11 protein-coding genes are annotated in these 11,889 nt (G+C 69.6%); 3 read left to right on the forward strand and 8 right to left on the reverse strand.

Translation table 11 applies throughout. The annotated features are described in order from the left end of the window. Positions 1 to 124: 124 nt before the first annotated feature. The 8 genes from RSO68_RS13585 to RSO68_RS13620 form a co-directional block, all read right to left on the reverse strand. Entirely contained in the window at positions 125 to 814 is a 690-nt protein-coding gene (locus RSO68_RS13585) for a transglycosylase SLT domain-containing protein (RefSeq protein ID WP_390882409.1), read from the reverse strand. Continuing rightward, positions 795 to 2,504, reverse strand: coding sequence for a proline--tRNA ligase (locus RSO68_RS13590; RefSeq protein ID WP_315586954.1), 1,710 nt, complete (start codon positions 2,502 to 2,504; stop codon positions 795 to 797). The genes RSO68_RS13585 and RSO68_RS13590 overlap by 20 nt, the downstream gene beginning before the upstream one ends. A gap of 163 nt (positions 2,505 to 2,667) precedes the next feature. Further along, positions 2,668 to 3,540 (reverse strand): N-acetylmuramoyl-L-alanine amidase, encoded by an 873-nt coding sequence (locus RSO68_RS13595; RefSeq protein ID WP_315586955.1) that lies wholly within the window; start codon positions 3,538 to 3,540, stop codon positions 2,668 to 2,670. Between the two features lie 3 nt (positions 3,541 to 3,543). Then, on the reverse strand, positions 3,544 to 4,299 hold the full coding sequence (locus tag RSO68_RS13600; RefSeq protein ID WP_315586956.1) for a DUF3307 domain-containing protein: 756 nt from the start codon (positions 4,297 to 4,299) through the stop codon (positions 3,544 to 3,546). After that, entirely contained in the window at positions 4,296 to 4,958 is a 663-nt protein-coding gene (locus tag RSO68_RS13605) for a helix-turn-helix domain-containing protein (RefSeq protein ID WP_315586957.1), read from the reverse strand. Before RSO68_RS13605 ends, RSO68_RS13600 begins: the two co-directional genes overlap by 4 nt. 178 nt (positions 4,959 to 5,136) lie before the next feature. Beyond that, the gene (locus RSO68_RS13610; protein ID WP_315586958.1) at positions 5,137 to 6,315 is read right to left on the reverse strand and encodes a vWA domain-containing protein; all 1,179 of its coding nucleotides are present in this window, start codon (positions 6,313 to 6,315) and stop codon (positions 5,137 to 5,139) included. Between the two features lie 3 nt (positions 6,316 to 6,318). Next, positions 6,319 to 7,164, reverse strand: a complete 846-nt coding sequence (locus RSO68_RS13615) for an AAA family ATPase (protein ID WP_089846344.1) — start codon at positions 7,162 to 7,164, stop codon at positions 6,319 to 6,321. Between the two features lie 117 nt (positions 7,165 to 7,281). Continuing rightward, positions 7,282 to 8,172, reverse strand: coding sequence for an NAD(P)-dependent oxidoreductase (locus RSO68_RS13620; protein ID WP_315586959.1), 891 nt, complete (start codon positions 8,170 to 8,172; stop codon positions 7,282 to 7,284). 209 nt (positions 8,173 to 8,381) lie between these two features. On the opposite strand from RSO68_RS13620, the gene RSO68_RS13625 reads away from it, so the two are divergent. The 3 genes from RSO68_RS13625 to RSO68_RS13635 are packed head-to-tail and all read left to right on the forward strand — an operon-like array spanning position 8,382 to position 11,862. Beyond that, positions 8,382 to 9,152: a metallophosphoesterase gene (locus RSO68_RS13625; RefSeq protein ID WP_315586960.1), complete on the forward strand. Its 771-nt coding sequence runs from the start codon at positions 8,382 to 8,384 to the stop codon at positions 9,150 to 9,152. Further along, a complete protein-coding gene (locus tag RSO68_RS13630; RefSeq protein ID WP_315586961.1) occupies positions 9,149 to 9,451 on the forward strand; it encodes a DUF1294 domain-containing protein in 303 nt (100 codons plus the stop codon). Before RSO68_RS13625 ends, RSO68_RS13630 begins: the two co-directional genes overlap by 4 nt. 38 nt (positions 9,452 to 9,489) lie before the next feature. Beyond that, positions 9,490 to 11,862, forward strand: a complete 2,373-nt coding sequence (locus RSO68_RS13635) for a DNA polymerase II (protein ID WP_315586962.1) — start codon at positions 9,490 to 9,492, stop codon at positions 11,860 to 11,862. Positions 11,863 to 11,889: the final 27 nt, after the last annotated feature.

An 11,889-nucleotide genomic window follows, 5' to 3' on the forward strand; every position in this document is an offset into this window, starting at 1 on the left:
TTCACTAGTCGTCAGGGGAGGGGGGAGCTTTCCCCCCAGTAGCCGACCCACATGGGTCGGCTTTTTTTCGTCTGTACGTCTCTCATCTCGGTGTCGCCGCTTCGCCTGCTGGTAGCCTGACGCCTCAGCGCCGGGCAGTGGCATGGCCGGCGTCCTGCACCGACCAGCGGTCGGCCAGGGCGCGCATCACTCGTTCCGGGTACCAGGTCTTGCCGAGGCTACCGTTGTAGCGCGCCAGCGCTCGGGTCAGGTCGCCGCGCTCGACGGCCAGGTAGTGGGCCAGGATCGTGCAGCCGTAGCGCAGGTTGCGGTGCGGGTCTTTGAGGTCGTCGGCGGGAAGGCCCAGTTCGCGGACCCAGAACGGCATGATCTGCATCAGCCCGACGGCGCCGGCCGAGGAGACGGCCTGGGCCTGGAAGGCGCTCTCCACCTGGATCACCGCCAGCACCAGCGAGGGCGACAGGCCCGCCAGGCGCGCCTCGTGGTGGACGCGGCCCAGCAGTTCCCGGCGACGGCCCTCATCCGGCACGTAGCGGGTGAGCCGCGGCGCCATGGCGTTCAGCCACTGGCGCGCCGCCCAGATATCGGCAGGCGAGGCGGGCGAGTCGCGTACGGCGTCGAGGGTGTCGCGCAGGCTGGCCGGCGTGGCCGGCAGGGCCCGCACGAAGGGGACTGGGTGGTCGGCGGCCTGGGCGTCGGTGGACAGGGCGGCCAGGAAGTCCCGGTCGCCCTGACCCAGGGCCGTCAGGGCCGGCAGGAGGCAGGCCGCCGCCAGGGCGGCGGCCCGATAGCGCCTAGATCGCGACCTTCGCACGCAGGAAGTCGATGATCTCCCCGGCCGGTACCATGGTGGCGTCAGTGTCACGGCGTCCCTTGTATTCGAGTTCTTCCTTGTCCAGCCCCCGATCGCCGACGACCAGGCGGTGGGGAATGCCCATCAGTTCATGGTCGGCGAAGCGCACGCCAGGGCGCAGGTCGCGATCATCCAGCAGCACCTCGAGGCCGGCGGCGGTGAGGGCCTGGTAGAGTCGCTCGGACTCCTCACGCACCCGCTGCGACTTGTGGGCGTTCATCGGCACCATGGCGACGTGGAAGGGCGCGATGGCGTCGGGCCAGATGATCCCGGCATCGTCGTGGTTCTGCTCGATGGCGGCGGCCACGACCCGGGTCACCCCGATACCATAGCAGCCCATCCAGGGGTGCACGGCGCGACCTTCGTCGCCCAGCACGGTGGCGTTCATCGCCTCGGAGTACTTCTGGCCGAGCTGGAAGACGTGGCCGACCTCGATGCCGCGCTTGATGGCGAGCTCGCCCCGACCGTCCGGCGAGGGGTCACCCTCCACCACGTTGCGCAGATCGGCCACCTTGGGCAGCGCCACGTCGCGCTCCCAGTTGATGCCGAAGTAGTGCTGGCCGTCGACGTTGGCACCGGCGCCGAAGTCGCTCATCAGCGCCACGCTGCGATCGATGATGATCGGCATCTCGAGGTTCACCGGACCCAGCGAGCCCGGACCGGCCCCCACGGCGGCGCGAATCTCCTCCTCGGTGGCCATGGTCAGCGGGGCGGCCACCTCGGCGAGGTTCTCGGCCTTGACCTCGTTGAGTTCATGATCACCGCGCACCAGTAGGGCGACCAGGCCGCCCTCTGCGCCCTGGACCATCAGCGTCTTGATGGTCTTCTCGATGGGTAGGCCGTGCTGCCCGACCAGCGCCGCGATGGTCCTGGCATTGGGGGTGTCGACCAGGCGCAGTTCCTCGCTCGGGGCGGCGCGCTCGCCCTGGGGGGGCAGCGCTTCGGCCTTCTCCATGTTGGCGGCGTAGTCGGAGCCGGTGGAGAAGACGATGTCGTCCTCGCCGGAGTCGGCGAGCACGTGGAACTCGTGGGAGCCGGTGCCGCCGATGGCGCCGTTGTCGGCGATCACCGGGCGGAAGTCGAGCCCCAGGCGGGTGAAGATGCGCACGTAGGCATCGTACATCGCCTGGTAGGTTTCCTTGAGCGAGGCCTCATCCACGTGGAAGGAGTAGGCGTCCTTCATGATGAACTCGCGGGAGCGCATCACCCCGAAGCGCGGCCGGATCTCGTCGCGGAACTTGGTCTGCACCTGGTAGAAGTTGGCCGGCAGCTGCTTGTAGCTGGCGATCTCCTTGCGGACCAGGTCGGTGATCACTTCCTCGTGGGTCGGACCGACGCAGTAGTCGCGGTCGTGGCGATCCTTGAGGCGCAGCAGTTCCGGGCCGTACTGCTCCCAGCGGCCGGACTCCTGCCACAGCTCCGCCGGCTGCACCGCGGGCATCAGCAGCTCCTGGGCGCCGGCACGGTCCATCTCCTCACGCACGACGCGCTCGACCTTGCGCAGGGTCTTGAGCCCCATCGGCAGCCAGGTATAGAGGCCAGAGGTGAGGCGGCGGATCATGCCCGCGCGCAGCATCAGCTGGTGGCTGATGACCTCGGCGTCGGCAGGCGTTTCCTTGAGGGTGGCGATCAACAGTTGACTGGCGCGCATGGGTCCGGGGTTTCCTCGAGCGGGGGCTTGTGCAGAAGCGGATACGGGGCCGCACGGAGCGGCGACAATGACCCCGCATTGTACGGCCAACCCCGGTTGGCGGCAAAAGCCCGCTGGCAGGGCCCGTCGCGAGGGCCCGTCACGAGACTCGGCCCGCCGGGGCTCAGCGTCCCGGCATGGCCTCGGGCCGGTAGCGCTCCAGCAGCGCCCAGAGGATCGCTGCGGTCTCGGCGTCGGGCAGGCCGCGGTAGTCGGCGGGGCGAAAGCGCATCTGGAAGGCGCGCAGCACCGCCCGGGTGGGCGGGTCGGCCTCGCCGGTGATCGCAAGGCCATAGCCCCAGGCCGCAAGCGCCTCCTGCAGGCGGGTAAGCGAGGGCGACTCGCCGGCGAAGCGGGTCCGCCAGCGGGCCACGGCGGAGGGCTCGGGCCAGGGCCCGATGCCGGCCTCATGCAGGCGCCGCCAGGGGAAGGCCGGACCGGGATCGATCTTGCGCGTGGGGGCGATGTCGGAATGGGCCACCACGTTCGTGGCTTCGATACCGTGGCGGTCGATGATGTCCCGGGACAGCGCGATTAGGGTGCTGAGCTGCTCCTCGGGGTAGGGCGCCCAGGCGATGGCACCTGCCCGGTCGGTCGCCAGGAGGCGCTCGATCTCGGCCGCCCTGTGATCCGGCCCGGCGTTGATGATCTCGATGCCGATGGAGGTGGCGTTGAGATCCGAGCCTCCCTTCCAGCGGCTGGCGCCGGCGTGCCAGGCACGCCGTGATTCATCCACCAGCTGGTAGACCCGACCCCTGGGCCCGCGCGGCAGCACGTAGTGGCTGCTGACGCGGGGGCCCGTCAGGGTGGCCAGCGCCTCGGCCTCGTCGCCGTCGGTGTAGTGCAGCACCAGGTGGCGGACCCGGCTGTTGTGGGAGGGCGCGACCTGGCTGTGGTCGACCGTGTAGCCCGCCCGGCGCTCCAGCGTCTCGGGGCCGGCACAGGCGCCCAGCATTAGCGTCAGGATGAGCAGAGGCAGCATCACACGGTAGCGCATGGCTCAGCCTCCCAGCGGCAGCAGGCGCACCAGCATGCCCAGCACCAGGGTCGTCGAGACGCTGAGCAGGGTGCCGAGCAGCACGTATTCGGTGAGCTTGCGGTCGCGGGTCTCGCGCAGGTCACCGAAGCGCAGCACCGACTTGGCGGCCAGCAGGAAGCCCACCGCGGTGAGCTGGTCCAGCAGCACCAGGGTCAGCACCAGCAGCCGTTCCAGCACGCCGATGCGCGCGCCGGCGCTGGCCAGGGTGCCGGTGTCCTCGAGCTCGGCGCTCCAGCGTCGCATGATCAGCGCGATGGCGATCGACAGCGGGCGCGTCACCAGCAGGTAGGCGGTGGCCACCCCGAGTACCGTCGGCGAGGCCAGCCAGGCGGCCAGCGTCTGCAGCGGGGCAAGGCTCTCCAGCCAGGCCAGCCAGAGGCCCGCCAGCACCAGCAGGTGGCCGGCCTGGTCGAGCAGGAACCAGCGCAGCTCGCCGGCCGGCAGCCGGGACTTGGCGAAGTCGATCAGCCAGTGGCTCGCGCCCACCGCGAGCGCGCCGAGCACCGCGGCGGCCGGCCCTCGTGACGCGTCGCCGGCGGCCACCAGCAGCACGCCTCCTGCGAGCAGGCCGTGCAGCAGGGCATGCAGCAGCAGGCGTGGGGAGCGCTGGTGCAGGCGGTAGCGCTCCTCCACCCAGCGGCTGGGTTGCAGCAGGAAGTCGCCCACCAGGTGGGCCAGCACCAGCGCCATGAGCAGCGAGAGGGCCTCGGGGCTCATGGCGTCGGACCTGATGTCGACGGTTCCCGGTCGTCGAGCCGCCGGCGCAGGTAGGCGAGGCTGTCGGAGAGCAGCGCCCAGCGCGCGGCCCGCAGGCGCTTGTGCACGCTGGGTTGTGAGATGCCCAGGCGTTCGGCGAGGGCCTGCTGCGAGACCTGCCGGGAGGTGTCATGGCCCAGGCTCAGTCCGACGACCTCGGCTGCATAGGGAGACCAGCCATCGAGCAGGTCGTCGATGAAACGCACCAGCAAGCCGAGCCCCTCGTCCTCGGGTTCGTCGAGCAGGGTCAGGGCCAGGTGGCCGGGAGTGCTCGAGAGCGCATCCAGGGCGCGCCCCGAGGCGATGAAGGTCTCGCCGTCGGCCTCGTTCATCCCTTGTTCCGCCGGGCCGACTGCCACGGCGATTCGCGCATCCCAGCGCTGGTCGGGTTCCGAGTGCTCGATCAGCGCCGCCCGCAGGGTCACGGCGGCCTCCATGGCCGTCGCCGCCCGGGGCAGGGCGAGCTGGAAGCCGTCGCCGCGGAAGCGCTCGCCGTGGCCGCCGTGGCGGGCAGCGAGCGTCGCCAGGGTATCCTCCAGCCGTCGGTAGAGCCGCGGCCGGTCGCCGACCTTGCGGGACTCGATCACGTCGCCGGTAAGCACGGCGATTCGTCTTGGCATGGCGCACTCTCCGCAGGACTCTACCGCCAGCATAGCCGTGGAGGCCTATAGTGCAACGTGATAGCCCTTAAAGGCTATAAATTTGTTTTATAGTGATTAAGGGCTATGGCAGGGCTTGTCTAGAAGAGCTTCCCAGAAGGGCTTCCCAGAAGGGCTTCCCAGGAGAACTTCAGAACGGCTAGCGAGCCAGCTCGCCCATGGCGCGCTCCAGCCCCGCCAGGGTCATGGGGTACATGCGATCCTCGATCAGCTCGCGGATCAGCCGGGTGGAGTGGGTCACTTCCCAGGCGCGCGGCGGGAGCGGGTTGAGCCAGACCAGGTGCGGGAAGGCAGCGACCAAGCGCTGGAGCCAGACGGCGCCCGCCTCGTCATTCATGTGCTCGACGCTGCCGTAGCGATGGGTCAGCTCGTAAGGTGACATGGCGGCGTCGCCGACGATCACGACCTGATAATCGCTGCCGTAGGTGTGCAGCACGTCCAGCGTCGGGATGCGCTCGCTGCCGCGTCGCCGGTTGTCACGCCACAGTCCCTCGTAGGGGCAGTTGTGGAAGTAGAAGGACTCCAGGTGCTTGAACTCCGAGCGCGCCGCCGAGAAAAGCTCCTCGCAGGCCCGTACGTGGTCGTCCATGGAGCCGCCCACGTCGAGCAGCAGCAGCACCTTCACCGCGTTGTGGCGCTCCGGGCGCATGCGCACGTTGAGCAGGCCGGCATCCCGGGCGGTCTCGCGGATGGTCGCATCGATGTCGAACTCCTGTGCCGCCCCCTGGCGGGCGAACCGCCTGAGCCGGCGCAGGGCCATCTTGATGTTGCGCGTGCCGAGTTCGAGGCTGTCGTCGTAGTCGCGAAAGCGCCGCTCGTCCCACACCTTCACCGCGCGGCGATGCCGCGAGCCGTCCTGGCCGATGCGGATGCCCTCGGGGTTGTAGCCGTAGGCGCCGAAGGGGCTGGTGCCGCCGGTACCGATCCATTTGTTGCCGCCGGCGTGGCGCGCCTGCTGCTCCTCGAGGCGCTGCTTGAAGGTCTCGATGAGCTGCTCTAGGCCGCCCAGGGACTCGATCCTGGCCTTCTCCTCATCGGAGAGCTGCTTCTCGAACTCGCGGCGCAGCCAGTCGTCGGGAATCATCGCCTCGATGGCGGCATCGAGGCTCGTGAGCCCCTCGAACCAGGCGGCGAAGGCGCGATCGAAGCGGTCGAAATGGCGCTCGTCCTTGACCATCACGGTGCGCGCCACCTGGTAGAAGGCCTCCATGTCGGCGAACACCACGCCGCGCTCGACCACCGCATGGAGGTCGAGCAGCTCGCGCAGCGAGACGGGCACCTCGTGGCGCTTGAGGGTCTCGAACAGGCCGATGAACATGGCTTAGCGGCCTTTCCTGCGCATCATGAACGCCAGCCGCTCCAGCAGCTGGGTGTCCTGTTCGTTCTTGACGAGCGCCCCGGCGAGCGGCGGGAGCGCCTTCGCCGGGTCGCGCTGATAGAGCGCCTCCTGGGCCAGCTCATCACTCATCAGCAGCTTCAGCCAGTCGACCAGCTCCGAGGTGGAGGGCCGCTTCTTGAGGCCCGGGGCCTGGCGCAGCTCGAAGAACACCTCCAGCGCCTCGCCGACCAGCCTCGGGGCGACGTCGGGGAAGTGCACGTCGACGATTGCCTGCATGGTCTCGCGGTCGGGGAACTCGATGTAGTGGAAGAAGCAGCGGCGCAGAAAGGCGTCGGGGAGCTCCTTCTCGTTGTTGGAAGTGATGACGATGATCGGACGGTGCGTCGCGGTGATGGTCTCGCCGGTTTCAAAGACGTGGAACGCCATGCGATCCAGTTCCTGGAGCAGGTCGTTGGGGAACTCGATGTCCGCCTTGTCGACCTCGTCGATCAGCAGCACCACCCGCTTATCCGCGGTGAAGGCCTCCCACAGTTTGCCTGGGCGGATATAGTTGCCGACGTCCTCCACGCCCTCGACCCCCAGCTGGGAGTCGCGCAGCCGGCTGACCGCGTCGTACTCGTAGAGCCCCTGGGCCGCCTTGGTGGAGGACTTGATGTGCCAGGTGATCAGCCGGGTATCCAGCGAGGCGGCCAGCTCCTCGGCCAGCAGGGTCTTGCCGGTGCCCGGTTCGCCCTTGATCAGCAGCGGCCGCTCCAGGGTCACGGCGGCGTTCACCGCCTGCTTGAGCGACTCGGTGGCCACATAGGTGGAAGTGGATTCAAACGCCATGGATCGGGCCTCGAAGTCGTGATCGTCGGAAATCAAACGAGTGTACGGTAGGGGTGGCTCATCGACAAACGACGTCGAGGAATGGCGTCACCGCCCAAGCGGACGAAACCGCCGCCGCTATTCCGCTTGACCGGCACCGCGGTAGGCCTCGACCAGGGTGGCGGGGTCGTGCTCGGCGTGGCCGCGGGCGGCGTGGGTGCGCATCAGCTGCGCGGCCAGTCCGCTCATCGGCGTGGCGCTGCCGGCGCGCTGGCTCTGGGCCACCGCCAGGTCCAGATCCTTGAGCAGGGTGCGCAGGTGCCAGGGCGGGGCGTCGAAGTCGCTTGCCGCCATGCGCGGGGCGAGGATGCGAAACGGCGTCGAGTCGGCGAAGCCGCCGGCCAGCGCCTCGGTGAGTCGGGTCGCCTCCACGCCGCTGGCCTCGGCCAGGGCCACCATCTCGGCGATCACCGCCGCCTGGCAGCCGACGATCATCTGGTTGCACACCTTGGTCACCTGGCCGCTGCCCACCGGCCCCATGTGGGTCAACCGGGCGGAGAGCGGCGTCAGCACCGGGCTGATCGCCTCGATATCCTCCGCCTCGCCGCCGCACATGATCGCCAGGCTCCCCGTCTCGGCGCCGGCGACGCCGCCGGAGACCGGGGCATCGACCCAGCGCATGTCGCTCTCGCTCTGGAGCCAGTCGGCGAAGTCGCGCGTCGCCGCCGGGTCGCAGCTGGAAAGATCGATCAGGCGCTGGCCGGCACGACCATGCTGGGCCACGCCGCCCTCGCCGAACACCACGGCTTCCACCACGGCGGTGTTGGCCAGGCACAGCAGCACCACGTCCACCTCGGCCATCAGCGCCTCGATTGAGTTCGCCACCCGGGCGCCGGCCGCGGCCACGCCGGCGGTCTTGTCCGGCGAGCGGTTCCAGACCGTGACGGTAAAGCCGGCTTCCAGCAGGCGGCGAGTCATGGGATCGCCCATCAGGCCGATGCCGATGAAGCCGATTCGTGGCTGGGACATGGAAGGTCTCCTGGCAAATGGGGTTGGAGACGCAGCATGCTTGATGGAAGGGTTTTTCAGCAACTCGGCCTGTCTGGCGAGGCTCGCTCCGCTTGACGGCTTTGCCGGCGGAGCGCAAGGAGCGACCGTCAGGTACCGAGCGTCCGGTAGTGTTCGTCCGCTCCGTGCCTCACACTGGAGCGAATGGCTCGTTGCACAGGGAACCGACGATGCGCCTCAGGCTTCTCTCCGACCTGCATCTCGAACACTTTGCCGAGGGGCGCGACCTGCCACGGGTCGACGCCGATGCCGTGGTGCTGACCGGCGACATTCACACCGGCTGCCAGGGACTCACCTGGGCGGCCGAACGCTTCGCGGGCACCCCGATCCTTTACGTCCCCGGCAACCACGAGTTCTACGGCACCGGCATGCCCCTGCTTCGACGGGAACTGGCCGCCGAGGCCGCACGGCTCGGCATCCACCTGCTGGACAACCGCTCGCTGACCCTGGGCGGCGTGCGCTTTCACGGCACCACGCTGTGGACCGACCTCGCCCTGTACGCCGGCCAGCCGGAATACGACCCGGCGTTGACCGAGGCCAGGGCGCTGGCCTTGATGCCGGATTTCCGTATCATCGAGCAGCCCGACGGGGCAGTGTTCTGCCCGGCGGAGAGCCGGCGCCTGCATGCCGAGGCCCTGGTATGGCTGGAGGCGGAGTTGGCGCGGCCGTTCAGCGGCCCGAGGGTGGTGATCAGCCACCATGCCCCCCTGGCCGACTGTATCCCGGCGCGCTACCGAGGTGATCTGCTCTCTCCGGCCTTCGCCTCCCATCTGCCGCAGTTGATGGGCCGCATGGACCTCTGGCTCCACGGTCATGTCCACGAGCCGGTGGACCTCGAGGCGGGCGGGACACGCGTGATCGCCAACCCCGGCGGCTATCCCGACGAGTTCGTCCCGCCGCTCTTCATGCCCGACCTGATTATCGAGGTGCAAGCCCCATGACGCTGCTCATCGGTACCTACCTGCTGGCCAGCCTGGCAGCGGTGCTCCTCTATGGTATCGACAAGGCCGCGGCCCGACGTGGCGACCGGCGTATCCGCGAGTCGACCCTGCACCTCGTTGCCGTCGTCGGCGGCTGGCCGGGCGCGCTCCTGGCCCGGCGCGGGTTTCGCCACAAGACCCGCAAGCAGCCTTTCGGCAGGATCCTGTGGAGCTGTGCGGCCCTGAACCTCGGCCTGGTGGCATGGCTGGCAACGGCGGACGCCGCCGTCGGCCTGCGGCGCCTGGCGAGTCTTGAGTAGCCCCCTTGTCGAGCGATCATCTGACAGAGCGGGGCGGCATGACATGCCTCGGCTTCATCCTCACCCGACACTGGCGGGAGACGGCCGAGGGCGTTGAGGTCGCCTTCTGGCTCGCCACCGACGAGGGACCGCTCGAGGTGCGCCTGCCGCCCCGGCCCTCGGTGGCCTTCCTGCCGGCCGAGCAGCGCGAGCGCGCCGAGGCGGTGCTGGCCGGCGAGCCGGGCGTCACGCTTCGCGAATTGGCGCTGTGCGACTTCCAGCGCCGCCCAGTGCTGGGCCTCTACTGCCCGGAGCAGCGCCGGCTGGGCCGCCTGGAGCGACGCCTCGAGGCGGCCGGCGTGACGCTCTTCGAGGCCGATATCCGCCCGCCGGAGCGCTACCTGATGGAGCGCTTCATCACCGCGCCGGTGGCGGTCACCGGCATGCCCGACGGGGAGGGGCGACTGGCCGCGGCGCGCCTGGCGCCCGCGCCGGACTATCGGCCGCGGCTTCGGCCGGTATCGCTGGACATCGAGACCAGCGCGCGGGGTGAGCTCTATTCGATCGCGCTCGAGGGCTGCGGGCAGCGCCAGGTATTCATGCTGGGCCCGCCCAACGGCCGCGACGAGGAACGCGACTTTCGCCTCGACTACTGTGACAGCCGCGCGGCGCTGATCGAGGCGCTGAACGCCTGGATCGCCGAGCACGACCCGGACGCCATCATCGGCTGGAACCTGGTGCAGTTCGACCTGCGTATCCTCCACGAGCATGCCCGCCGGCTCGGCGTGACGCTGCGGCTGGGTCGCGGCGGGGCCGAGATGGAGTGGCGGGCCCACGGCCGTGAGGCCAACCACTACTTCGCCTCGGCGGCGGGGCGGCTGATCATCGACGGCATCGAGGCGCTGCGCTCGGCCACCTGGCACTTTCCCTCCTTCAGCCTGGAAAGCGTGGCGCAGACGCTGCTCGGCGAGGGCAAGGCCATCGAGACGCCTTACCAGCGCCTGGACGAGATCCTGCGCCGGTTCGCCGAGGACAAGCCGGCACTGGCGCGCTACAACCTCAAGGACTGCGAGCTGGTGACGCGGATCTTCGCGCACACCGAGCTCTTCGCCTTCCTGCTGGAGCGCGCCAGCGTCACCGGGCTCGCGGCCGATCGCAGCGGTGGCTCGGTGGCGGCCTTCACCCATCTCTACCTGCCGCGGCTGCACCGGTTGGGCCTGGTGGCGCCGAACCTCGGCGCGGGGGAGGCCGCCGAGAGCCCCGGCGGCTTCGTCATGGACTCCCGCCCCGGCCTCTACGACTCGGTGCTGGTGCTCGACTTCAAGAGCCTCTATCCGTCGATCATCCAGAGCTTCCTGATCGACCCCGCGGGGCTGGTGGAGGGGCTCGCCGAGCCCACGGGCGAGGCCTCGGTGCTGGGCTACCTGGGCGCGCGCTTCTCTCGCACCCGCCACGCCCTGCCGGGCATCGTGGCGCGGGTCGGTGAAGGGCGCGAGGCCGCCAAGCGGGCCGGCAACGCGCCGCTCGCCCAGGCACTCAAGATCATCATGAACAGCTTCTACGGCGTGCTGGGCTCGAAGGGCTGTCGCTTCTTCGATGCGCGCCTGGCCTCGTCGATCACCATGCGCGGCCACGCCATCATGCATCGCACCCGCGAGCTGATCGAGGCCGAGGGATATACCGTTATCTACGGCGACACCGACTCCACCTTCGTCTGGCTCGGGCGCGAGCATCCGGAGGACCAGGCGGCGGCGATCGGCCGACGCCTGGTGGCGCGGGTCAACGCCTGGTGGCGCGACCACCTCGCCGTCGAGTATGGCCTCGAGTGCGCCCTGGAGCTGCAGTTCGAGACCCATTACCGGCGATTCCTGATGCCGACCATCCGCGGCGCCGAGGCGGGCAGCAAGAAGCGCTACGCCGGCCTGGTTCGCGACGCCGCGGGAGAGGAGCGGATGGTCTTCAAGGGCCTGGAGACGGTGCGCAGCGATTGGACGGAGCTCGCCAAGGAGTTCCAGCAGGAGCTCTACCGGCGCGTCTTTGCCGGGGAGCCGTTGCGGACGTACGTGCGGGACTTCGTCGGCGACTTCCTGCGTCGGTCCCGGGAAGGCGAGGAGGATGAGCGGCTGATCTATCGCAAGCGGCTGCGCCGGCGCCTCGAGGAGTACCAGCGCAACGTGCCGCCCCACGTGCGCGCCGCCCGGCTCGCCGATGAGCACAATGAGCGGCTGGGCCGGCCGCGCCAGTACCAGCGAGGGGGCTGGATCCGCTACGTGATGACGGTGGCTGGCCCGGAGCCCCTGGAGCGCCGGCAGGCGCCGATCGACGCCGACCACTACCTGACCCGCCAGCTCCAGCCGGTGGCCGACGCCATCCTGCCCTTCGTGGGCGACGACTTCACGGCGCTGATCGACCGCCAGCTGGGGCTGTTCTGAGTCCGGGGTTGTGAGCGTTGGCGAGCC

Origin of the sequence: Halomonas saccharevitans (assembly GCF_032333995.1) — a bacterium.
In the GTDB taxonomy this organism is placed as follows: domain Bacteria; phylum Pseudomonadota; class Gammaproteobacteria; order Pseudomonadales; family Halomonadaceae; genus Halomonas; species Halomonas saccharevitans.

What these genes read in the sequence shown, in the direction of transcription:
- RSO68_RS13620 (WP_315586959.1), bottom strand. Translation starts at nt 8,172, where the DNA reads ATGTCCCAGCCACGAATCGGCTTCATCGGCATCGGCCTGATGGGCGAT.
- RSO68_RS13630 (WP_315586961.1), top strand. Translation starts at nt 9,149, where the DNA reads ATGACGCTGCTCATCGGTACCTACCTGCTGGCCAGCCTGGCAGCGGTG.
- RSO68_RS13595 (WP_315586955.1), bottom strand. Translation starts at nt 3,540, where the DNA reads ATGCGCTACCGTGTGATGCTGCCTCTGCTCATCCTGACGCTAATGCTG.
- RSO68_RS13590 (WP_315586954.1), bottom strand. Translation starts at nt 2,504, where the DNA reads ATGCGCGCCAGTCAACTGTTGATCGCCACCCTCAAGGAAACGCCTGCC.
- RSO68_RS13605 (WP_315586957.1), bottom strand. Translation starts at nt 4,958, where the DNA reads ATGCCAAGACGAATCGCCGTGCTTACCGGCGACGTGATCGAGTCCCGC.
- RSO68_RS13610 (WP_315586958.1), bottom strand. Translation starts at nt 6,315, where the DNA reads ATGTTCATCGGCCTGTTCGAGACCCTCAAGCGCCACGAGGTGCCCGTC.
- RSO68_RS13615 (WP_089846344.1), bottom strand. Translation starts at nt 7,164, where the DNA reads ATGGCGTTTGAATCCACTTCCACCTATGTGGCCACCGAGTCGCTCAAG.
- RSO68_RS13635 (WP_315586962.1), top strand. Translation starts at nt 9,490, where the DNA reads ATGACATGCCTCGGCTTCATCCTCACCCGACACTGGCGGGAGACGGCC.
- RSO68_RS13625 (WP_315586960.1), top strand. Translation starts at nt 8,382, where the DNA reads ATGCGCCTCAGGCTTCTCTCCGACCTGCATCTCGAACACTTTGCCGAG.
- RSO68_RS13600 (WP_315586956.1), bottom strand. Translation starts at nt 4,299, where the DNA reads ATGAGCCCCGAGGCCCTCTCGCTGCTCATGGCGCTGGTGCTGGCCCAC.